3 protein-coding genes (1 of these 3 cut by a window edge) are annotated in these 25,521 nt (G+C 67.0%); all 3 read right to left on the bottom strand.

The annotated features are described in order from the left end of the window. Nucleotide 1: 1 nt before the first annotated feature. Nucleotides 2–1,153 carry a macrolide transporter subunit MacA gene (macA, locus tag ACL9RJ_RS06135; RefSeq protein WP_103032464.1) on the bottom strand — a complete coding sequence of 384 codons (1,152 nt, stop codon included), beginning with the start codon at nt 1,151–1,153 and terminating at the stop codon, nt 2–4. A gap of 104 nt (nt 1,154–1,257) precedes the next feature. After that, complete coding sequence (locus tag ACL9RJ_RS06130; RefSeq protein ID WP_422765015.1) at nt 1,258–15,948, bottom strand: amino acid adenylation domain-containing protein; 14,691 nt, start codon at nt 15,946–15,948, stop codon at nt 1,258–1,260. Beyond that, nucleotides 15,945–25,521 carry the final stretch of a non-ribosomal peptide synthase/polyketide synthase gene (locus ACL9RJ_RS06125; protein ID WP_422765014.1) on the bottom strand. It continues 16,385 nt past the right edge of the window, so only the last 9,577 of its 25,962 coding nucleotides appear in the window; the start codon falls outside the window, past its right edge — the gene reads right to left on this strand; it ends in the stop codon at nt 15,945–15,947. Before ACL9RJ_RS06125 ends, ACL9RJ_RS06130 begins: the two co-directional genes overlap by 4 nt.

Below are 25,521 nucleotides of genomic sequence, written 5' to 3'. Positions count from 1 at the left end.
GTCAGGCCCCCGCCACGGCAGGCGTCGCTTCGCCGATCACCACCCGATCACCCTCCTGCAGGCCATCCTTGATCTGTACCTTGACGTTGTTGTTGATTCCCGTGTGCACGTTGCGCACCAGAGCCATGCCCCTGGCGTCGAGCACCCGCACCGGGAAACTGCCGTCGGGGTTGCGTGCCCCGAGGGCGGCCACCGGTACGCTCAGGGCGTCCCTGGCGGTATCGAGGACGATGCGCACCTGGGCGGTCATGGCGATGCGCAGGCGGTGGTCGGGGTTGGGCACATCGAACAGCGCGTTGTAGAACACCGCCGTGTTCTGTTTCGGGGCGCCGGCGGTCTGGGTTTCCAGGAAGTTCTGCGGCGCCGGCTCAGTGCCGCGCAGCTTGGCGTAGTAGCGTTTGTCCGCTTCGCCGAGAATGGTGAAATATACCTCCTGGCCGGGGCTGATATGAATCACGTCGGCCTCCGAGACCTGGGCCTTGACGGTCATGGTGTCCAAGTCCGCCAGCTTGAGCAGGATCGGCGCTAGCTGGTTGGCGATCACGGTCTGGCCCTCCTGGGTGACGACGCCCACCACGTCGCCGTCGATCGGCGCGACGATGCGGGTATAGGCCAGGTTGACCTTGGCCGTGTCGATCTGGATATGCGCGCTCTTGATCTGCGCATCGAGGGACAACAGGTTGGCGCGCTGCACCTCATAGTTGGACTCGGCGGTCTCGAAATCCTGCTGGGAGATCGCCGCATCCGTCTGCAGGCCCAGGTAACGCTCGTAGACCGCCTTGGTCTGCTTGAGCTGGGCCTGGGTCGAACGGCGTTGCGCCTGCAGGTTTTCCTCGTCGACCTGGGCCTTGCGCAGGGTATTCTGCAGCACCAGCGGATCGATTTCCGCCAGCCACTGGCCTTTCTTGACCTTGTCGCCGACCTTGACCTTGAGCGACTTCAACTGCCCGGAGACCTGGGCGCCGACATCCACCTGCCTGATGCCCTCCAGCAGGCCGGTGGCTAGGACGGCGTTCTCGATATCCCCGCGCTCGACCGTGGCGGTCAGGTACTGCGGCGGTTCGGCGGGCGCCTTTACCGCGTAGACAATCAAGCCGGCGACCGCCACCAGCAACACACCCAGACCCATCTTGCGAAATTTCGACTTTTCCATAAGTAACCATCAATGCGTTGAGGGTGAGCCCGGCCGCTGGCCGGGCCCCACTGTAAAAAGAGCCCTTGAAAACACCCGGAACCCGCAGGACCCCGGCCAGTCCCTCATGAAACCCCTTCCCCCAGCGCCACCCCCTCCAGCCACCAGGCCGCCAGGTGGGAGACATCCGGCGCCTTGAGCAGGCTGAAATGGTTGCCCGGCCCATACCAGGTCCGTAGCTCACCGACATGCTGGCTCCAGCCGCGGATCATCGCCTCCTGCTCACGCTGGTTGCCGACGCTATCGAGGGTCGGGTCCTGCGCCAGCACCAGGCGGGCCACTCCCCGGTAGCGCTGCTGCGGTCGATAGAGGGTGCGCAAGGCGGTGGAGAAGGTGCGGGCCGGGCCGTGCATCGCCTCCTTCGCCGAGCGTGCCGACAGCAGGCCGACCCGCACCATGCCCGCCTGCAACTGCTCGAGCTGAACCGTATCGTCCAGCGCGGCAAAGGCCACGGGGTCGATGCCCAGCGACTTGCCCGAGGCCAGTTGCATGGCCTCGATCAGCCGCTGCAGGGCTGCGGTGGTGGTGTAGGGTCGGCCGACCACGCCGGTACCGCCAGGCGGCTCGCTGTCGATCAGCGTCAGTGACGCCACCTCGCGCCCGGCGGCCTGCAGGCAGACCGCCATTTCAAAGGCGACCCAGCCTCCAAAGGAGTGGCCAATCAGGTGCAACGGCCCGTGCGGATGGCTCTGCTCGATGGCCTGCAGGTAATGCCGCGCCGCGCTTTCGACCCGGCTGTGAGGTGCCCCGGCACCGTCCAGTCCCCGAGGCTGCAGGCCGATCAGCGGCCAGTCCGCGCCCAGCGCGTCGGTCAGGCCGATAAACCCGGTGACACTGTCCCCGGCCCCCGGCACGCAGAAGATCGGCGTCCGTCCCGCCCGCCCGGTCTGGATCGTCAACAACGGCTGGTGTGGCGCCGCGCGGGTCGCGGTGCCGGCAGCCATGGCCATGGCCATGGCCGCAGCAATGGTGCGGCCCAGCTCACGGACATGCGGCGCCTGCATCATGCTCATATGGTCCCCCGACACCTCGATGCGCCGCAGGCGTTCGGCGGGCAGCACCTCGGCCCAGCCATGGGATTCGCTGCGCCGGGACAGTTCGGTCGGACGCTCGCGGGCGCTGAACAAGTGCACCGGCAGGTCGATCGGATGCAAGCGGTAATGGGCCAGAGCGTGACCGTGGGCCACTTCCCGATCCAGCACCGGCCACAACTCCGCCACGCTGGCATCGGCCAGCGCCTGCGGCAGCAATTGCTGCTGCCGGCAATGTTCGAGCAGGTCGTCGAAGTCGATTGCCTCGCAGCCCTGCTCCATTACCGCCAGTTGCTCCAGTACCTGCCGGTTACCCCCGACCGTCGCCAGGGCCGTGCATTGCAGCAGCAGATGGCGTTTATGGGCATGCTCATCGGACCAGCGCGCCTTGCCCTGGTCGGTCAGGCGCGGCACATAGGTATCGATCAGGCCGAGGAACGCCACGATCTGGTCCTGCCCCAGCAACTGCTGGGCGATCTCGTAGGCCAGCACCCCACCGAACGACCAGCCGGCCAGGCGATACGGGCCCTCGGGCTGCACCGTCCGGATCACCTCCAGCAGGCGCGACGCCAGGCACTCCAGGGTGTCCAGGCGCGGTTGCCCCGGTGCCACGCCGGGCAGGCCGTAGATCGGGAAATCACCCTCCAGGTGCTGGCCCAGCGCCGGGAAGTACAAATCAGCGCCGCTGAATTCATGCACCAGGAACAAGGGTGGCTGGCTCCCCGTGCTGCGCACCACGACCCACGGTTCCACGCGCTCGGGCAGTGGCGAGCGCTGCTCGAGCAAGGTGGCCAGCGATTCGACACTGGCATGCTGGAACAGCTCGGCCAGGGTCACCGGCAGGCCGGCCTGCTCCAGCAGGTTGACCAGCCGTACGGCCAGCAGCGAGTGCCCGCCCAGCTCGAAGAAGCTGTCGTGACGGCCCACCCGTTCCAGCTTCAGCACCTCGGCCCACAACCCGGCCAGGGTGCTTTCCAGGGCATTGGCGGGGGCCTCGTAGACCCGACCGATCCAGGCCTGCGGCGTCGGCACCGGCAAGGCCTTGCGGTCCCGCTTGCCGTTGGCGGTCAGCGGCAGCGCGGCCAGTTGCACATAGGCCGAGGGCACCATGTACTCCGGCAGATGGCCCTGCAGATGGGCGCGCAGCTCGCCGATCGTCGGTGCCGGCGAAGGCTCCTGCGCGGTGTAGTAGGCCACCAGGCACTTGTCGCCCGGCGCGTCCTCGCGCAGCAGCACCCAGGTGTCCCGGACCCCGGGACACGTCGCCAGGCAGGTCTCGATTTCGCCCAGTTCGATACGGAAGCCGCGCAGTTTCACCTGGTCGTCGTTGCGACCGATACACTCCAGTTGCCCTTGTGCCGACCACCGCCCGAGGTCGCCGGTGCGGTACATCAGGCGGTCCGGTTGTGGGTTGAACGGGTCGGCGAGGAACTTCTCGGCCGTCAGTCCCGGACGGTTCAGATACCCCTTGGCCACCCCCTCGCCACCGATATAGATCTCCCCCGTCACGCCCACCGGCACCGGTTGCTGGCGGGCATCAAGCACATAGACGCGGGTGTTGGAGATCGGCCCGCCGATGGACACGCTCTGGGCATCCGCAGCCAGCGCCTTGACCTCCAGCGTGGTGGCGTAGGTGGTGGTTTCGGTCGGTCCGTAGCAATGCACCAGGCGCAACGCCGGGGCCTGGGCCAGCAGGCGACGGAAGACCGCCGGATCGGCCCGCTCGCCACCACAGAGGAGAATCCGCAGCCCGGCCAGGGCCTCGGGAATCATCTGCACATACTGGTTGAACAGCGCCGTGGTGACGAACAGGATGCTTGCCCCACCGGCACTCAGGGCCTGGCCGAAAGCGCTCGGATCGAGCAGGGTCTGGTGATCGATCACCAGCACCTCCCCGCCATTGAGCCATGCGCCCCAGACATCCATGGTGCTGGCATCGAACGCCGGGTTCGAGGCGAAGACCACGCGGTCGTGCTCGTTGAAGTCGGCATAACCGTTGTTGATCACCAGCCGGCTGATCGCCCGATGGGGCACCCGCACGCCCTTGGGGGTGCCGGTGGAACCGGAGGTGTACATGATATAGGCCACCGCCTCGGACGATTGCGCGATGTCCGGGTTGTCCTCGGACATGCCTTCCAGCACCAGGGTATCGAGCTCGATCCGCGCCGACGGATGCGCCAGCGTACACCCGCCATGGGTCAGCAGCGCCACCGCACGGCTGTCCTCGAGCATGAACAGCTGGCGCTCGGCCGGCGCCTGGATATCCAGCGGCACATAGGTCGCCGCGCACTTGCTGATGGCCAGCTGGCTGACCAGCAGGTCCAGCGAACGCGCCAGCAGGATCGCCACCGTGTCACCCGGTTGCACACCCTGGGCGATCAGATAATGCGCCAGGCGGTTGGCCCGGGCATTCAGTTCGTCATAGGCGACGACCTGTGCCCCGTGCACCGCTGCCACCGCGTCGGGACGGGCAGCCGCCCGGGCTTCGAACAACGCATGCACGGTGCGCTCGCGGGGGTACTCGCGTTCAGTGGCATTGAACGTCTCCAGCAACTGCCGTCGCTCGCTGTCCGCCAGCACCGCCAGGCTGCCGATGGCCAGTTCGGGCGGCTGTTCCAGGGCGACCAGCAACTGCTCCAGCAGCACATGCATGGCCTCGCACACGCGATGCGCGCCGATACCCGGTGGCGCCATGGCCGACAGCAGGAAGTCCTCGCCCAGGTCATCGACACTCAGGCTCAGCCGGTAGTTGCTGCGCTCACGGGCCTTGAGCAGGCGGATGCCCTGCCAGGCCGTGGCTTTCTGCGCGGATGACGGGGTGGCTGCGGCACCGTGGCGATAGTTGAACAAAGCACTGAACAGCGGCGTATTCGGCGCCACGCCGCTGCAGCGCTGGACCAGGGCCAGCGGCGCGTGCTCATGGGCGAGCAACTGGGCCAGGCGCGCATGGGTGGCGAGCAACGCATCGCGCACGCTCTCATCGCCCAGGTCGACCCGCAGCGGCAGGGTATTGATAAACACCCCCAGGGCCCGCTCGGCGCCCTCACCACCTTGCAAGCGACCGAGCAGCACTGTGCCGAAGACCACCTGGTCGCGGCCGGAAAAGGCCCCGAGCACACGGGCAAACGCCAGGTGCATGAGGCTCGCCGCGCTGACACCCAACTGCCGCGCCTGAACCCGCAGGCGTCGACTCAGGTCACGCTCGACCGGACGCTGGCCTTCGTCGACCTCGCCGGCGTCCTCCTGCGTTTCACGCAGATCGAACGGCAAGGTCGGCTCGTCGATATCGCCCAGCATTTCGCGAAAGAATGCCTCGTGTTCCTGCTCATCGCTGCCCAGGCTCGCCTGGGCCACATAGTTGCGATAGGGCACTGCCGGCCCCAGCCGGTCGCCCCGACCCAGCAGGCAGGCCTGCAACTCGTGCTGCAGCACATCCAGGGCCACGTGGTCCATGACCAGGTGATGGAACAGCAACAGGGCGATGATCTCGCCACGGGCCGGGTCCCAGCAGTGCACCAGGCGCATCAGTGGCGCCCGGGTGATATCCAGGCGGTAGTGACGCGGGTCGAAACGCTCCTGCAGGTAGTCCAGGACATCGCCGCACGCGGCATCGGGCAGCAGCGCCTCGATGTCCAGCGGCGCTTCGCGCAACACCACCTGCACCGGCACTTCGAGACCGTCCCAGAGCATCGCGCTGCGCAGGATATCGTTGCGTTGGATCACACGTTGCAGGGCCTCGGCGAACGCTCGCAGGCGAGCCTCGTCGGCAAAGGCGAACTGCGCCTGCAGCACGTACGGATCGCCCTGGGTGGCCGCCAGGTGATGGTAGAGAATACCGGCCTGCAACGGCGCCAGCCCGTAGATGTCCTGCACATTGGCGACGCCACCGGGAATGCGGGCGACGATGCGATCGATGGCATCCTGGTCCAGATCCACCAGCGGCAGGTCCTGCGGGGTGATCCGCAGGCTGGACGAGGCGATGCGGTTGGCCGGCACCTCAATCTCGCGACCGCCGCCAACAGCCGCCGCAAAGGTCGCCAGCGTCGGTTGCCCGAACAGTACCCGGACATCGGCCGACAAGCCCAGCCGGCGCATGCGCCCGACCAGGTTGACCGCCAGCAGCGAGTGCCCACCCAGTTCGAAGAAGTTGTCATGGCGCCCTACCCGCTCGACCTTGAGCAGTTCGCTCCACAGCCCGGCCATCAGGATTTCGGTGTCGCCCAGCGGCGCCTCGTATTCGCGGCTGGACAACGCCGTCTGGTCCGGGGCCGGCAGGGCCTTGCGATCGAGCTTGCCATTGGGGCTCAGCGGCAAGGTATCGAGATGCACGAACACCGCCGGGACCATATAGTCCGGCAGGTTTTCCAGCAGGTGAACGCGCAGGACCTCGACAGCCAGCGCTTCGCCGGTGTAGTACGCCACCAGGCGCTTGTCCCCTGGCACATCCTCGCGGGCCACGATCACGGCTTCGTCGATGGCTGGATGGCGGACCAGGCGCGCCTGGATTTCGCCCAGCTCGATACGCAGGCCGCGAATCTTCACCTGATCGTCGTTACGGCCCAGGTACTCGATGGTGCCATCCGGCAGGTAGCGTCCGACGTCACCGGTGCGGTACATCCGCGCGTTGTCGAACGGGCTGAACGGATCTTCCAGGAAACGCTCGGCGGTCAGCTCGGGACGATGCAGATAACCCCGTGCCACCTGCACCCCGCCGATATACAGCTCGCCTACCACGCCCATGGGCACCGGTTGCCCCTGTCCATCGAGCAGGTACATCCGCGTATTGGCAATCGGCTTGCCAATCGGTGTGTTGTCCGGGGTCTGGGCCACGGAGCCCGAGCAATCCCAGGCGGTGACATCCACGGCCGCTTCGGTCGGACCATAGAGGTTATGCAGTCCGGCCTTGGGCAACTGCGTCTTGAAGCGCCGTACCACGCTGCCCGGCAAGGCCTCGCCGCTGCACATTACCCGCTTCACTCCGGCGCACCGCCCCGTGTCGCCATGGGTGAGGAAGACATCGAGCATCGACGGCACGAAGTGCAAAGTGGTGATGTTCTGTGCCTCGATCACCTCGCCCAGGTAGAGTGGGTCCTTGTGCCCCTCGGGACGAGCCATCACCAGGCGTGCACCAGTAAACAGCGGCCAGAAGAACTCCCACACCGACACATCGAAGCTGAACGGGGTTTTCTGCAACACCGCATCCTGCACAGTCAGCCCATATTCGTCCTGCATCCACAGCAGGCGGTTGACCAACGCGCCATGCTCGTTCATCACGCCCTTGGGTTGCCCCGTGGAGCCCGAGGTGTAGATCACATAGGCGAGGTGTCGCGCGTTCAGCTCCGATTGGTCGGGACGGGTGACGGGCAGGTCTTGCCAGGCATTGACGTCCATATTGATCACCGGCACGGCCACATCGCCCAGGAGCCCACGGGTAGCGCCCTGCACCAACACCGCTGCCGGCGCGCTGTCCTGCAGCATGTAGGCGATCCGCTCCGATGGGTAGGCAGGATCGAGCGGCACATAGGCGCCGCCCGCCTTGAGGATGCCCAGCAGACCGATCACCATGTCCAGGCTGCGCTCGACACAGATTGCCACCCGCGCATCCGGGACGACGCCCTGCCTGCGCAGATGATGGGCCAGCTGGTTGGCACGCCGGTCCAGTTCGCAATAGGTCAACTGATACTCGCCAGCGATCACCGCCACGGCGTCCGGTGTGCGCTCGACCTGCGCTTCGAACATCCCGTGCAAGGTCTGCTCGAGGTGGTAGTACACCTGCGTGGCATTAAGATCGAACAGCAGATGCTCGCGCTCCGCGTCATCGATCAGGCGTACCTGCTCCAACTGCGCCTGGTCATCGGCGACCATGGCCTGCAGGACACGAATGAAGTACCCGGCATAACGCTGAATCGTCGCCTCGTCGAACAATGCCGTGGCGTACTCCAGGGTGCCGCTGATGCCGTCACGCACTTCGCCGAGGCTCAACGACAGGTCGAACTTGGCGAAGTGGCTGGGCTCATTGAGCCCTTCGAGTTTCAGGTTGCCCAGCACCCCTTCGGCCCGTTCGCTGTTCTGCCAGGTCAGCAGGGTCTGGAACAGCGGACTGTGGGCCAGGCTGCGCAACGGCCGGGTGATTTCCACCACCTGTTCGAACGGCAGGTCCTGGTGTGCCTGAGCCGCCAGCGTACGTTCGCGCACCTGGGCCAGCAACGCCTCGATATCCGGCGCGGCGGCCACCTCGATGCGCACCGCCAGGGTGTTGACGAACAGCCCGATCAGCGTCTCGACCTCGGCGCTCATGCGGTTGGCCACCGGCGAGCCGATGACCACCTCGTCCTGCCCGGACAGACGGCTCAACAACAGCGCCCAGCCGCTCATCATGGTCATGTACAGCGTGGTGCCATGGCGCTGGCTCAACGCCCGCAGTCCTGCGGTCAGGGCTTCGTCCAGCCAGACTTCGACACTGCTGCCGGAGAAGTCCTGCTGCGCCGGGCGTGCACGATCGGTAGGCAGCATGAGCAAGGCCGGCGCCCCGGCCAGGGCCTGCTGCCAATAGGCGCTCTGGCGCGCCAGCACTTCCCCCTCCAGCCATTGCCGCTGCCAGACGGCAAAGTCGCCGTACTGCACCGCCAGCGGCGGCAGCGGATCGCTTTCGCCACAGCTGAAAGCCGCATAGAGCGCCGCCAGTTCGCGCGTCAGCACGCCCATCGACCAACCGTCGGAGACGATGTGGTGCAGGGTCAGCAGCAGCACATGGTGATCGTCGCCGAGAATCACCAGGCGCCCACGAATCAGCGCTCCGCGCGCCAGGTCGAACGGTCCCGAGGCTTCGCCCTGGATCAACGCCTCGAGGGCCTGCCGGGCCTGGGGATGGCGGCGCAGATCCTCGATATGCAGCTCCAGCCCGGACCCGACCGGTTCGATCAGCACCTGGGGCACTTCATCATGCTCGACAAAACGGCTGCGCAGGGTTTCGTGACGCGCGACGATCCGCGCCAGCGCCCGTTGCAACGCCACTCCGTCAAGCTGGCCACGCAGGCGCAGGGCGACGGGAATGTTGTAGGCGGTATTGGCGCCCTCGATCTGTGCCAGGAACCACAGGCGCTGCTGGGCGAACGACAGTGGCAGCGGCTGGTCGCGGGGCACCGGCAACAGGGCCGGCAAGGCGCTGTGCCCGGCGGTTTCCAGAACCCGCGCCACGGCCGCCAGCTCGGGATTGGCGAACAGTTCGCCCAGCGACAACTCCCGCTGCAGGTGCAGACGCACCTGCGAGACCATGCGCATGGCCAGCAGCGAGTGGCCGCCCAGTTCGAAGAAATGATCGTGGCGACCGACCCGCTCGACCTGCAGCAACTCGGCCCAGATCCGCGCCAGGGCGGTTTCCAGTTGCCCTTGCGGCGCCAGGTACTCACGGCTGAACAGCGCCTCCCGGTCCGGGCGCGGCAAGGCCTTGCGATCGAGCTTGCCATTGGCCGTCAGCGGCAGTGCCTCCAGCCGCACGAAGGCCGCCGGCACCATGTACTCCGGCAACTGCTCGAGCAGGCGCGCACGCCAGTCGCCCATCGCCAGGGGTTCGGCCCATTCGCGGGCGGTGAAATAGGCGACCAGGCGCACCTGCCCCGGCTCGTCCTCGCGGGCCAGCAGCACCGCTTCCTTGACCCCCGGCAACTGATTCAGGCGGCTCTCGATCTCGCCCGGCTCGATACGCACCCCGCGCACCTTGACCTGGTCGTCATTGCGCCCCAGATAGTCGAGCGTGCCGTCGGCCAGCCAGCGTGCCAGGTCACCGGTGCGGTACATCCGCGCCTGCGCCGTGTCGCTGAACGGATCGTCGAGGAAACGTTCGGCGCTCAGTTCAGGGCGGTTCAGATAACCGCGGGCCACCCCGGCGCCACCGACATACACTTCCCCGGCCACGCCCACCGGCACTGGCCGCTGTTGTTCGTCGAGCAGGTAGACCCGGGCATTGGCGATGGGCTTGCCGATATGCAGGACCTGCCCGGCTTCCAGGCGCCCGGAGGTGGCGACCACCGTGGTCTCGGTCGGCCCGTAGTTGTTGACCAGTGCGAAACGCGGGGGCTGGGCCAACTGCCGCAGGCGGTCGCCACCGATCAGCAGGGTGCGCAGGGTCGGATGTTCGAGGCCCTGGCCGAAGGCGTATTCGGCGATCGGCGTTGGCAGGAAACTGACGTCCAGGGGCTGGGCGTGCCACCAGTCCAGCAGCGCATCGAGGTTGCCATGGCCGAGGCTGGCCGGTGGCAGATGCAGGGTCGCACCGGCACACAAGGCCGGCCAGACCTCCCAGGCCATGGCATCGAAGCCGAAGCCGGCGACGCTGGACGTGTGGCTGCCCTGGTGCAGGTCAAAGGCAGCGCAGTGCCAGTGCACCAGGTTCTCCAGGGTGTGGTGCTCGACCATCACCCCCTTGGGCAGGCCGGTGGAGCCGGAGGTGTAGATCACATAGGCCAGGTGTTGTGCCGTCAGTTCCTGTACCTGGGGATTGGTTTGGGGCTGGTCCTGCCAGATCGGCCGGTCCAGGTCGATCAGGGGCGTGCTGGTGTCGCCAAGCAACGTGCGGGTCGCGCCCTGGGCCAGCACTGCCACCGGGGCGCTGTCCTGCAACAGATAGGCCATCCGCTCCGGTGGATGAGTCGGGTCCAGCGGCACATAGGCGCCGCCCGCCTTGAGGATCGCCAGCAGCCCCAGTACCGTGTCCAGGCGATTTTCCAGGCAGATCGCCACCCGCGAATCCGGACGCACGCCCTGCGCCCGCAGGTAATGGGCCAGTTGGTTGGCCTGCCGGTTGAGCTCGCCATAGTCCAGGCGCCGTTCACCCATCTGCAGCGCCACGGCACCCGGCGCAAGTTCGGCCTGCCGCTCGAACAGCCGGTGCACGGTCTGGCCGACCGGGTAATCGGCCCGGTGGGCATTGAAATCGCGCAGCAGGTGCTCGCGTTCGGCGTCGTCGAGCAGGTTGATCTGGCCCAGCGTCGCCTGGTCATTGGCGACCAGTTGCTGCAACACCGACATGAAGTAGCCGACATAACGCTCGATCGTCGCCGGGTCGAACAGCGCCGTGGCATAGGTCAGGTTGCCGGCCAGGCAGTCCCCGACCTCGCCGAGATTGAGCGCCAGGTCGAACTTGGCGAAGTGCTCGCTCTCGCCCAGGCTTTCCAGTTGCAGGTCGCCCAGGGCGAGCTGCTGCGGCGGCGCGCTCTGCCATGACAGCATGGTCTGGAACAGCGGGCTGTGGGACAGGCTGCGGGCCGGCCGGGCGATTTCCACCACCTGCTCGAACGGCAGGTCCTGGTGCGCCTGGGCCGCCAGTGTCTGCGCCCGGACCTGCGCCAGCAGCGCCTCGACGCTCTGTTCCAGCGCGGTATCGATACGCACCGCCAGGGTATTGACGAACAGCCCCACCAGCCCCTCGATTTCCGCCCGCCCGCGATTGGCCACCGGCGAGCCGATGACCACGTCGGTCTGCCCGCTCAGGCGTCCGAGCAGCAAGGCCCACGCCGCCAGCAGGGTCATGTAGGCGGTGGTGCCATGGCGTTGCCCCAGGGCCTTGAGCCCGGCACTCAGGCGCTCGTCGAGCTGGAAGCCGACGCTGCTGCCGGTGAAATCCTGGCGCGGCGGTCGTGGTCGGTCGGTGGGCAGCGGCAATAACGTCGGCGCACCGGCCAGCGCCTGTTGCCAGTAGGCGCCCTGTTGCTGCAACAACTCGCCGCCCAGCCAGCGGCGTTGCCACACGGCATAGTCGCCGTACTGCACCGCCAACGGCGGCAAGGGGTCATCCTGGCCACGGCGGAAGGCGTCGTACAGCGCCATGGCCTCGCGGGTCAACACGCCCATCGACCAGCCATCGGAGACGATGTGGTGCAGGGTCAGCAGCAGCACATGGTGTTCATCGGCCAGGCGCAGCAACCTGGCGCGAATCAGGGGCCCGCGCTGCAGATCGAAGGGCGCGACCCGCTCGTGACGGATCCGCGCCCGCAGGACCTTTTGTGCTGCAGCGTCCCCACGCAGGTCCTCGACCACCAGGTCGAAGGCCTCGCCGGCCGGTGCGATGTGTACCCGTGGCTCGTCGTCGTGCAGGACAAAATGGCTGCGCAGGACTTCGTGACGCACGACGATACGTGCCAGGGCACGTTGCAACGCCTCGCTGTCCAGGGACCCGCGCAAGCCCAGGCCGATGGGAATATTGTAGGCACCGCCCGCCGTACCCAGCTGCGCCAGGAACCACAGGCGCTGCTGGGCGAAGGACAACGCCAGGCCCTCCTCGCGCGGCACCGCGAGGATCGGCGGCAAATGGCTGCGCCCGGCCCGGGCCACGGCGGCGGCCACCGCCAGCAACTCGCCATTGGCAAACAGTTCGCCCAGTGCCAGCTCCACGCCCAGGCGCTGGCGCACCTGCGACACCATGCGCATGGCCAGCAGCGAGTGGCCGCCCAGTTCGAAGAAGTGATCGTGGCGCCCCACCCGCTCGACGTGCAGCACCTCGCTCCAGATCTGCGCCAGGGTCGTTTCGATCGCGCCCTGCGGCGCCTGGTATTCACGGGTGAACAGCGCCTCCAGTTCGGGCCTTGGCAGTGCCTTGCGGTCCAGCTTGCCGTTGGCGGTCAGCGGCAGCGCCGCCAGCTTCACATAGGCCGCAGGCACCATGTAGTCGGGCAAGTGGGCTTGCAGCCAGGCACGCAACTGCGCCATTTCCAGCGGCGCGACCTGCTCCTGCTCGATAAAATAGGCCACCAGCCGTGGCTGCCCCGGCTGGTCCTCGCGGGCCAGGACCACGGTTTCCTTGATGCCCGGCAACTGGTTGAGACGGCTCTCGATCTCGCCCAGCTCGATGCGCACGCCACGAATCTTCACCTGGTCGTCGTTGCGCCCCAGGTATTCGACAGTGCCGTCCGGCAACCAGCGCGCCAGGTCGCCGGTGCGGTACATGCGCGCCTGCAGCGCACGGCTGAACGGGTCGTCGAGGAAGCGTTCGGCGGTCAGCTCGGGACGGTTCAGGTAACCCCGCGCGACGCCGGCACCGCCCACATACAGTTCCCCCGCCACGCCCAGCGGCACCGGGCGCTGCTGTTCGTCCAGCAGGTAGATCCGTGCATTGGCCATCGGCTTGCCGATATGCAGCAGCTGCCCGGCCTCGACCCGGCCCGAGGTGGCGACCACCGTGGCTTCGGTCGGGCCGTAGTTGTTGATCACCTCGAACGACGGGTTCCTGGCGAAATGGCGCAGGCGGTCGCCGCCGATCAGCAGCGTGCGCAGGGTCGGGTGGTCGAGGTGCTGGCTGAACGCATGCTCGGCCACCGGGGTCGGCAGGAAACTCACGTCCAGCGGCTGGGCGCGCCACCAGTCCAGCAGTGCGTCGATATCCTCGCTGCCCTCGACGGGTGCCGGCAGGTGCAGCGTCGCTCCGGCGCACAGGGCCGGCCAGACTTCCCAGGCCATCGCATCGAAGCCGAAGCCGGCGACGCTGGAGGTGTGCCGGCCCTGGCGCAGGTCGAAGGCCGTGCAATGCCAGTCCACCAGGTTGCACAGGGTCTGGTGCTCGACCATCACCCCCTTGGGCAACCCAGTGGAGCCCGAGGTGTAGATCACGTAGGCCAGGTGTCGCGGCGTCACCTCGGGGCGCTGCCCGTGGGCAACGGCGTGCTCCTGCCAGAACGGCTTGTCGAGGTTGATCACCGGCACCGAAAGGCTCGGCAGGCGCGCCAGCAGGTTGTCCTGGGTCAGCACCGCCACCGGCGCGCAGTCGTCGAGCAGGTAACGCAGGCGCTCGGCCGGATGGGCCGGGTCGATGGGCACGTAACCAGCGCCGGACTTGAGGATCGCCAGCAGGCCGACCAGGGTATCGAGGCCACGCCGGGCAACGATGGCCACGCGATCGTCGGGTTGCACGCCCGACTCGCACAGATGATGGGCCAGGGTATCGGCCCGGCGATTGAGCTCATCGTAAGTCAGTTGCTGGCCCTGGCACACCGCCGCCAGCGCCTGGGGCTGGGCCAGCGCCTGGGCCTCGACGCGCTGGTGCACCGTGAGGTCCTGAGGGGCATCGGTGGCACTGGCATTGAAGTCCTCCAGCAGCAGCGTCCGTTCGGCCAGGGGCAGGATAGACAACTGCTCCAGGGCCTTTTGGGGCGCCTGTTCCAGGGCCTGCACCAGGTTTTCCAGGGCGGTCCGCAGGTAGGCACAAATACGCCGAGGATCGACCTGGGTACTGGCCAGCAGGGTCAGGCGGAAATCTTCGCCCAGGTCGTCGATGCTCATGGTCAGCGGGTAATTGGTGCGTTCCTCGGAACTGAGCGTGCTGATGCCCTGCCAGGCCGACGGGGCGGCGCCCGCGCCAGGTGCCGCCGAATGCCGGTAGTTGAGCAGCGAACTGAACAGTGGCGTCGGTATCGCCACGCCGCTGCAACGCTGGGCCAGGGCCAGTGGCGCATGTTCGTGGCGCAGCAGGGTGGTCAGCCGCGCATGGGTCGCCCTGACCCGGGCTTCGCTCCCCTGCCCATCGATATCCACGCGAAACGGCAAGGTATTGATAAAGATCCCCAGCGCCCGGTCGCCCTCGCCACCGCCCTGCATCCGCCCCATCAGCACGGTGCCGAACACCACGTGGCGCTTGCCCGAGACCTGCCCGAGCACCAGCCCCCAGGCCAGGTGGAACAGGCTGGCGGCGCTCACCCCGAGTTGCTTCGCGCGGCTGCGCAGGTTACGGCTCAGGTGTGGGTCCAGGTCCAGGCTGAACTCCTCGATGGCGGTGCCATCGCCCTGCACATCCTGCAGGCCGAAGGGCAGCGTCGGTTCCTCGATATCGCCGAGCATGTCGCGGAAGAAACGTTCGTGTTCCTCCTCGCGGGTGCCGAGCCGGGCCTGGGCCACGTAGTTGCGAAACGGCACTGCCGGACCCAACTGGCCGCCGAGCCCCATGAGGAAGGCCCGCATTTCATGACGCACCACCTCCAGGGCACTGTGGTCCAGGGCCATATGGTGGAACAGCAGCATGGCCACCCACCGCCCATGGACCTCGTCCCGGGCATGGACAATGCGGATCAGCGGCGCCAGGCCGACATCCAACCGGTAGTGACGACCGTCGAAACGCTCGTGCAACTGCGCGAGCACGTCCCCGTCCGCCGGGTCGAGCGCCACCTCCTGCACCACCAGCGTGGCCTGGCGCCAGACCACCTGCACCGGGCTCTCCAGACCTTCCCAGTGCACGGCGGTACGCAGGATGTCGTGACGATCGATCACCGCCTGCAAGGCCTGGGCAAACGCCTCGAGACGCTGGCGATCCTCGAAGGCGAACTGCGACTGCATCACATAGGGATCGCCCTGCCCCGCGCTGACATGGTGGTAGAGGATGCCCTCCTGCAAGGGCGCCAGCGGGTAGATGTCCTGCACATTGGCCACGCCCCCGGGAACGCTGGCAACGATGCGGTCGATCTGCTCCTGGGTCAGGGTCGCCAGCGGCAGCATGGCCGGGGTGATCCGCGCGACCTGCGCGGTAATGACATTGACCGGCACCGCGACCTGGCCCGACGCCGTGGCCGAATACTCGCCGCTGCGGACCATCTCGATCAGCAGCACCTTGTGCTCGCGCAGGCGGGCAATCACCTCAGGTTCGGTCAGGGCCTGCTTGTTGCCCTGCACGACCAGTTGATCACCGCGAACGGCCAGTTGGATGTCTTTTGCCTTCAATGTCGCCAGCAGTTCAGTCACGCTCACAGGACGATCTCCATTCTTTCGGTCATTGCGGCGTATCCGGCCAGCGTCGGCTGTTCGAACAACGCCCTCACATCGGCTTCCATGCCTTCCTGGTGCAACCGGCCTATCAGGCTGACGGCGAGCAGCGAGTGCCCACCCAGTTCGAAGAAATTGTCATGCCGCCCAACCCGCTCGACATTGAGCAATTCGCGCCACAACCGCGCCATCAGGATTTCGGTCTCGCCCAGCGGCGCCTCGTATTCGCGGCTGGACAACGCCGACGAGTCCGGGGCTGGCAGGGCCTTGCGATCGAGCTTGCCGTTGGGGCTCAACGGCAAGGCATCGAGGTGCACGAACACCGCCGGGACCATATAGTCCGGCAGGTTTTCCAGCAGATGGCCGCGCAGGCTGTCGATCTCCTGGCGCTCGGCGGCGGTGTAATACGCCACCAGGCGCTTGTCCCCTGGCACATCTTCGCGGGCCACGATCACGACTTCGTCGATGGCTGGATGGCGGACCAGGCGTGCCTGGATTTCACCCAGTTCGATACGCAGGCCACGAATCTTCACCTGATCGTCATTGCGGCCCAGGTACTCGATGGTGCCGTCCGCCAGGTAGCGCCCGACATCGCCGGTGCGGTACATCCGCGCGTTATCGAGCGGGCTGAACGGATCCTTGAGGAAACGCTCGGCGGTCAGCTCGGGACGATTCAGGTAACCCCGCGCCACCTGCACCCCACCGATATACAGCTCACCCACCACGCCCATGGGCACCGGCTGCCCCTGTCCATCGAGCAGGTACATCCGTGTATTGGCAATCGGCTTGCCGATCGGTGTGTTGTCCGGGGTCAGCTCGAGCGGGCCGGCGCAGTTCCACGCCGTCACGTCCACCGCCGCTTCGGTCGGACCGTAGAGGTTATGCAGTTCGGTCTTGGGCAACTGCGTCTTGAAGCGCCGTACCACGCTGCCCGGCAACGCCTCGCCGCTGCACATTACCCGCTTCACTCCGGCGCAACGCCCCGTGTCGCCATGAGCGAGGAAGACATCGAGCATCGACGGCACGAAGTGCAAGGTGGTGATGTTCTGTGCCTCGATCACCTCGCCCAGGTAGAGCGGGTCCTTGTGCCCCTCGGGACGGGCCATCACCAGGCGTGCACCAGTAAACAGCGGCCAGAAGAACTCCCACACCGACACGTCGAAGCTGAACGGGGTTTTCTGCAACACCGCATCCTGCGCCGTCAGGCCATATTCGTCCTGCATCCACAGCAGGCGGTTGACCACCGCGCCGTGTTCGTTCATCACGCCCTTGGGTTGTCCCGTGGAGCCCGAGGTGTAGATCACATAGGCCAGGTGTCGCGCCGTCAGTCCTGGCACCTGCGGACCTACGCTCGGCTGTTCCTGCCAAGTGGATGGGTCGAGGTCGATCACCGGCACGGCCACATCGCCCAGGAGCCCACGGGTAGCGCCCTGCACCAACAACGCTGCCGGCGCACTATCCTGCAACATGTAGGCGATCCGCTCCGCCGGGTAGGCAGGATCGAGCGGCACATAAGCGCCGCCTGCCTTGAGGATGCCCAGCAGACCGATGACCATGTCCAGGCCACGCTCGACACAGATCGCCACCCGCGCATCCGGTTCCACACCCTGCTCGCGCAGATGGTGGGCCAGCTGGTTGGCACGCCGGTCCAGTTCGCGATAGGTCAGCTGATGTTGGTCTGCGACCACCGCCACGGCATCCGGGGTGCGCTCAACCTGCGCCTCGAACATCCCGTGCAGGGTCTGCTCGAGGTTGTAGTCCACCTGCGTGGCATTGAGATCGAACAGCAGGTGCTCACGCTCCTGCGGCGTCAGCACCGGCAGGCAGTTCAACGCCCGCTCGGGCGCCTGCTCCAGGGCCGCGGCCAAGGATTGCAGGGCATGCTGCATCAGCTCGCAGATACGTTGCGCACCGATCTGCGCCGCTGTCATGGCGGTCAGGCGGAAACCTTCGCCCAGGTCGTCGACGTTCAAGGCCAGCGGATAATTGGTACGCTCCTCGCTGGCCAGGGTCTCGATCCCTTGCAGCTGTTCGCGCACCTGCGTCTCCACCGGAGCGCTGGCGCTGTGGCGATAATTGAGCATCGCGCTGAACAGCGGCACGGGCGCCGCCACCCCGCTGCAGCGCTGGGCCAAGGCCAGCGAGGCATGCTCGTGACCCAGCAACGCCGTCAGCCGTGCGTGGATCGCCTTGACCCCGACGCGCACGCCGGTCTCGTCGATATCGACCCGCAGCGGCAAGGTGTTGATAAACATCCCCAATGCCCGGTCCGCCCCTGCGCCACCCTGCATGCGGCCCAGCAGCACCGTGCCGAACACCACCGCCTGCTTGCCGCTGGTGGCAGCCAGGACCTGCGCCCAGGCCAGGTGGAACAGGCTCGCGGCGCTGACCCCAAGCGTGCGGGCGCGGGCCCGCAACTCGCGACTCAAGGCCGCCGGCAGCAAGTGCCGGACTTCCTCGATGGCGCTGCCATCGCCCTGCACATCCTGCAGGCCGAACGGCAGGGTCGGCTCGTCGATCGCCCCCAGCATCTCGCGGAAGAACGCCTCGTGCTCCTGCTCGCTGATGCCCAGGCGCGCCTGGGCCACGTAGTTGCGGTACGGCACCGGGACGCCCAGGGTGTCGGCACGGTCCAGCAGGAAGGTGCACAGCTCCTGGTTGACCACGTCCATCGCCGTGTGGTCCAGCGCCAGGTGATGGAACAGCACCAGCACCACCACTCGCCCACGGTCGGGATCGGTAGCGTAGAGCAACTGGATCAACGGCGCCTGGCCGATGTCCAGGCGGTGATGGCGGGCATCGAAACGCGCCTGTAACTGCTCGAGGATGTCACCCTCGGCCGGGTCCAGCAGCACCTCGCGCACCTGCAGCGATGCCTGGCGCATGACCACTTGCAGCGGCCTGTCCAGTCCTTCCCAGAACACTGCCGTGCGCAGGATATCGTGGCGGTCGACCACCTGTTGCAAGGCCCCGGCGAAGCGTTGCAGGCGCTCCAGGCTGTCGAAGGCCATCTGCGATTGCAGCAGGTATGGGTCGCCCTGCCCGGCACTGATGTGGTGATAGAGAATACCCTCCTGCAACGGCGCCAGCGGGTAGATATCCTGGACATTGGCCGCGCCGCCCGGTACGCGGGCGATCACCCGGTCGAGGCTGGCCTGGTCCAGTTCGATCAATGGCAGCAGCTCGGGTGTGAGGTGCGTAGAACCGACGGGGATCAGGTTTTCCGGCACCACGATCTCGCGGCCGCTGCCAATCGCCGCTGCCAGGGCGGCCAGGGTCGGCTGGTTGAACAGCACCCGCACATCGGCGCTCAGGCCGACCTGGCGCATGCGCTCGATCAGGCCCACCGCCAGCAGCGAATGGCCACCCAGTTCGAAGAAGTTGTCGTGACGCCCCACCTGCTCGACCTTGAGCACCTCGGCCCAGATCCGCGCGAGGGTAGCCTCGACCGCGCCTTGCGGCGCCTCGAACTCGCGGCTGAGCAAGGCGTCCTGGTCCGGTGCCGGCAGGGCCTTGCGGTCCAGCTTGCCGTTGGCGGTCAGCGGCAGCGCCTCCAGGCAGACATAGGCCGAAGGCACCATGTGGTCCGGCAGGCGTGCTTGCAGCCAGGCACGCAGGTCCTCGATATCCAGCGCCCCCTGAGCGGTGAAATAGGCCACCAGGCGCCCGTCGCGCATCAGCACCACGGCCTCGCGCAAGCTTTCATGGCGGGTCAGGGTCGTCTCGATCTCGCCCGGTTCGATACGCATGCCACGGACCTTGAGCTGGTCGTCGTTACGCCCCAGGTAGTCGATATTGCCATCGGGCAACCAGCGCGCCAGGTCACCGGTGCGGTACATCCGCGCGCCCGGCAGGTCGCTGAACGGATCGTCGAGGAAACGCTCGGCGGTCAGGTCCGCACGGTTCAGGTAACCGCGGGCCACGCCGGCACCGCCGACATACAGCTCACCCGCGACACCGACCGGCACCGGACGCTGCTGCGCGTCCAGCAGGTAGACCCTGGCGTTGGCCATCGGCTTGCCGATATGCAACGGCCCGTCGACCGCCATGGGCCCGGAGGTCGCCACCACCGTGGCCTCGGTCGGACCGTAGTTGTTGATCACCGCGAAGCGCTGCGCCCGGTTGAACTGGCGCAGGCGATCACCGCCGATCAGTAGTGTGCGCAGGGTTGGATGCTGCAGGTCCTGGCTGAAGGCGTATTCGGCCACCGGTGTCGGCAGAAAGCCCACCTCCAGCGGTTGCGCCTGCCACCAGTCGAGCAGGCCGGCGATGTCGCCATGGCCGAGATCGGTTGGCGGCAGGTGCAGGGTCGCGCCGCCACACAGCGCCGGCCAGACCTCCCAGGCCATGGCATCGAAACCGAAGCCGGCGACGCTGGCGGTGTGTCCGCCAGGGCGCAGGTCGAAGGCCGCGCAGTGCCAGTGCACCAGGTTTTCCAGGGTCCGGTGCTCGACCATCACGCCCTTGGGCAAACCGGTGGAGCCGGAGGTGTAGATCACATAGGCCAGGTGCGCCGGGAGCAACCCGTCGATCCGGGGACTGGTCACGACTTCGTCATCCCACTGCGGCCGGTCCAGGTCGAGCAGCGGCACTGCCAGCTCGCCAAGCAGGTCGCGGGTGCTTGCATCCAGCAGCACCGCCAACGGTGCGCTGTCATCGAGCAGGTAGCGCAGGCGTTCGACCGGCAGCGCCGGATCGATCGGCACATAGGCGGCGCCGGCCTTGAGAATCGCCAGCAGCCCCACCAGCATGTCCGGCCCGCGCCGGACGCAAATCGCCACGCGAGTGTCCGGCTGCACGCCCAGCTTGAGCAGATGACGGGCCAACCGGTTGGCGCGTCGATCCAGCTCGCTATAGGTCAGTCGCGCCGTGCCCTGGACCACCGCCAGCGCCTCGGGCATGGCCTGCGCACGGGCCTCGAACAGGCCATGCACGGTGTGGCCGCGAGGACAGTCCACGGCACTGGCATTGAAGTCGACCAGCACCTGGCGCCGTTCCGCAGCGGGCAGGATCGACAATTGATCCAGGCTGCGCTCCGGCGCCTGTTCCAGGGCCTGCACCAGTTGTTCCAAAGCTCGCTGCATATAGCCACAGACCCGCTGCGCACCGATCGGCGACAGGGCCAGCACGCTGAGGCCGAAGCCCTCGCCCAGGTCGTCGACACTCAGGGTCAGCGGATAGTTGCTGCGCTCTTCCCCGCCCAGCACCTCGATGCCCTCCCAGACCGCCTTGCCGGGCGAGGTGTCCTCGACCGGCGCACTGTGGCGATAGTTGAGCAAGGCACTGAACAACGGCGACGACTGGCCGACCGCGCTGCAGCGTTGGGCCAGGGCCAGCGAGGCATGCTCGTGACCCAGCAGCGCCGTCAGTTGCGCGTGGGTGGCACGCACACCGGCGCGCACGCCCGTCGCGCCCAGGTCGACCCGCAGCGGCAAGGTATTGATAAACATCCCCAATGCCCGGTCGGCCCCTTCGCCGCCTTGCAGGCGCCCCATCAGCACGGTGCCGAAGACCACTTGATCACGCCCCGACACCTGGCCCAGCACCTGGGCCCAGGCCAGGTGCATCAGGCTGGCGGCGCTCACCCCGAGGGTGCGCACCTGCTTACGCAAACGCCGGCTCAAGGCCTGGTCCAGTGGCTGGCGTGCCTCCTCGATATCCCGTCCGTCGCCCTGCACATCCTGCAGGCCGAAGGGCAGGGTCGGCTCATCGATGTCGCCCAGCCTTTCGCGGAAAAACGCCTCGTGCTGGCGTTCGTCCAGGCCGAGGCGGGCCTGAGCCACGTAGTTGCGATAAGGCATCGCCTCAGCCAGGGCGTGCGCCGGGTCCAGCAGCAAGGCGCGCATCTCCCGTACCACCACTTCCATGGCGGTATGGTCGAGGGCCAGGTGATGGAACTGCAGGATCGCCACCACGCGCTGGTGCAGCGGATCATGGGCATAGACCAGTTGCATCAGCGGCGCCCGGGTAATGTCCAGGCGGTAGTGGCGGGCATTGAAGCGCGCCTGCAACTGCTCCAGCACGTCGCCGTCCGCCGGATCGATGGCCACTTCCAGCACCGGCAGTTCGGCGCTGCGCCGCACCACCTGCACCGGACGCTCCAGGCCCTCCCACAGCACCGCCGTGCGCAGGATATCGTGACGCTCGACAATCTTCTGCAACGCAGCGGCACAGGCCTTCAGGCGCTCCAGGCCGGTGAAGGCCAGGCGCGATTGCAGCAGGTAGGGGTCGCCCTGTTCGGCGCTGAGGTGGTGATAGAGAATCCCCTCCTGCAACGGCGCCAGCGGGTAGATATCCTGCACCTCGTCCGTCCCGCCGGGGATGCGCGAGACGATCAGGTCGATGGCGCGTTGGTCCAGCTCCACCAGGGGCAGCAGCTCGGGGGTGATGCGCTGGCAACCGGGCATAATACGGTTGGCCGGCACCTCGATCTCCCGACCGCTGCCGACGGCGGCGGCCAGGGCCATCAGTGTCGGCTGGCTGAACAGCACGCGCACATCGGCATTCAGGCCGGCCTGGCGCATGCGCTCGATCAGCTTGACCGCCAGCAGCGAATGACCGCCCAGCTCGAAGAAGTGATCGTGACGACCGACCTGCGCGACCTGCAGCACTTCGGCCCAGATCCCTGCCAGGGTGTTTTCCACCGCGCCCTGCGGGGCCTCGAAACCACGGCTGAGCAGCGCGTCCCGGTCCGGCTCCGGCAAAGCCTTGCGGTCCAGCTTGCCGTTGGCGGTCAGCGGCAGCGCCTCCAGGCGGACATAGGCCGAAGGCACCATGTAGTCCGGCAACCGCGCCTGCAGATACTCGCGCAGCGCCTGGATATCCACGGCCTCAGCGGCGCAGTAGTAGGCCACCAGGCGCTTGTCGCCCGGCGCCACTTCACACACCAGGACCGCCGCATCCCGCACCTGCGGGTGCTGGCCGAGGCGGGTCTCGATCTCGCCCGGCTCGATACGGAAACCGCGGATCTTCACTTGGTGGTCGTTGCGGCCCAGGTACTGCAGGGTGCCGTCGCTATTCCAGCAGGCCCGATCACCGCTGCGATACATCAGGCTGCGCGGCTGCGGATTGAACGGGTCGGCGATAAACGCCGCGGCCGTCAGTTGCGGCCGGTTCAGGTACCCCTTGGCCACACCAGCCCCACCAATGTACAGCTCGCCCGCCACGCCCACCGGCACCGGCTGCTGCCGGGCATCGAGCACGTAGGCACGGGCGTTGCCGATCGGACGCCCGATCGGAATGCTGCCCGCGCCGGCCTCACGGATCTCGAAGGTGGTCGAGAAGGTGGTGGCTTCGGTTGGCCCGTAGCCATTGAGCAGGTGCTGCGGAGCCCCCTCCCGCAGCACCCGTTGGATCACTGCCGGGTCCAGCACATCGCCGCCGACGATCAGGTAGCGCAGTTTGCCGAACGCTTCCAGCAGGCCCTCGGCGTATTGATGGAACAGTCCCGCCGTCATCCACAGGACGCTGACCGCCTGCTCGTGCAGCAGCGCGGCGAATGCCTCGCGGGACAACAGCACATCCTGGTCGACCACCACCACCGCCCCGCCGTTGAGCAGTGGGGCCCAGACTTCCAGGGTACTGGCGTCGAACGCCGGGTTCGAGGCGAAGGCCACGCGGTCGTGCGCGTTGAAGTCGGCATAACCATTGTTGATCACCAACCGGGTGATCGCCCGGTGCGGCACCAGCACGCCCTTCGGTGTACCGGTGGAGCCGGAGGTGTACATGATGTACGCCACCGTCTCCGACAGTTGCGCCAGGGCCGGGTTGTGTTCCGGCTGGCCCTCGAGCGCCAGGTCATCCAGGTCGATACGGCGGGCCGTACAGGCCAGGGTTTCATCGCGATGAGTCAGGAGCGCCACGGCCTGGCTGTCGCGCAGCATGAAATCCTGGCGCTCGGCCGGGGCATTGATATCCAGCGGCACGTAGACCGCCGCGCACTTGCTGATCGCCAGTTGGCTGACCAGCAGGTCCAACGAGCGCGGCAGCAGAGTCGCTACCGGGTCACCCGGCCGCACGCCCAACCCCGCCAGATGATGCGCCAGGCGGTTGGCCCGGCGATTGAGCTGGCCGTAGCTGAGGGACTGGCGGCCATGCACGGCCGCCAACGCCTCGGGATGCGCCTGTACCCACTCCTCGAACCGCTCATGCAGGGTCTGCTCGGCAGGATAGTCGCGCCAGGTGGCATTGAAACCCTGCAACAACTGGTCGCGCTCTTCCTGTGCCAGCACCGACAGTTCATGCAGCGCCGTGGTAGGCGCCTGTTCCAGGGCACCCACCAGGTTCTGCAAGGCACGCTGCATGTAATCGCCGATACGCTGCGGATCGACTTGCGCCACCGCCTGGATATTCAGCGCGAAGCCTTCGCCCAGGTCGTCGACATTGAGCACCAGCGGGTAGTTGCTGCGCTCGCGGGACTTGAGCAGGTGAATGCCCTCCCACACCGCCAGATTGTCGGTCGTGCCTTGTCCCGCTGCGCTGTGGCGATAATTGAGCAGGCTGCTGAACAGCGGCATCACCGCCGGTACGCCACTGCAACGTTGCGCAAGCGCCAGTGAGGCATGCTCATGGCCCAGCAGTTGCGAGAGCCGCCCGTGGGTGGCCCGCACCGCCGCCTGTACGCCGATAGCGCCGAGGTCGACCCGCAGTGGCAGGGTATTGATGAACATGCCCAGTGCGCAGTCGGCGCCCTCGCCACCCTGCATCCGGCCCATCAGCACGGTGCCGAACACCACCTCCTCGCGACCCGAGACCTGGCCCAGCACCTGGGCCCAGGCCAGGTGCATCAGGCTGGCGCTGCTGACCCCGAGGCGGCGGGACTGCTCGCGCAGGCGTCGGCACAGCGCCGCGTCCAGGTCCTGGCGCAACTCGATGACATGGCTACCATCGCCGCCGACTTCCTGCAGGCCAAAGGCCAGGGTCGGTTCCTCGATATCGCCGAGCATGTCACGGAAAAACGCTTCGTGTTCCTCGTGAGCAGCTCCCAGGCGGACCTGGGCGACATAGTTGCGATACTGCACGGCGGCCGGCAGTTGCCCGCTGTCACCGGCCAGGCTGATGCCCATTTCATGCACCAACACCTCGAGGGCGGTATGGTCCAGCAGGATATGGTGGAACAGCAGGATACCCAGCCAGCGCTCGTTGACCTCGTCGCGGATATAGGCCAGGCGCATCAGTGGCGCCTGCTTGAGGTCCAGGCGATATTGGTGCGGGTCGAAGCGTTCCTGCAGGTATTGCAGGGCCTGGGCATCGTCGGGTGCCGTGTCGATCCGCTCCAGCACCAGCGGTGCCTGGCGCCAGACCACTTGCACCGGTTCATCGAAGCCTTCCCAGAGCACGGCGGTGCGCAGGATGTCATTACGTTCGATCACTGCATCGAGCGCGCGAGCAAAGGCCTCGACCTGCGTCAAGCCGGCAAACGCGAACTGCGCCTGCAGGACATAGGGGTCGCCCTCCCGGGTGGCCAGGTGGTGATAGAGGATGCCGGCCTGCAACGGCGCAAGCCCGTAGATATCCTGCACATTGGCGACACCACCGGGAACGCTGGCGACGATACGG

Origin of the sequence: Pseudomonas sp. Mn2068 (genome assembly GCF_049319725.1) — a bacterium.
In the GTDB taxonomy this organism is placed as follows: domain Bacteria; phylum Pseudomonadota; class Gammaproteobacteria; order Pseudomonadales; family Pseudomonadaceae; genus Aquipseudomonas; species Aquipseudomonas gingeri.
Note: the sequence above shows the minus strand (reverse complement) of the source record. Positions and strands in the feature narration are given on the sequence as shown.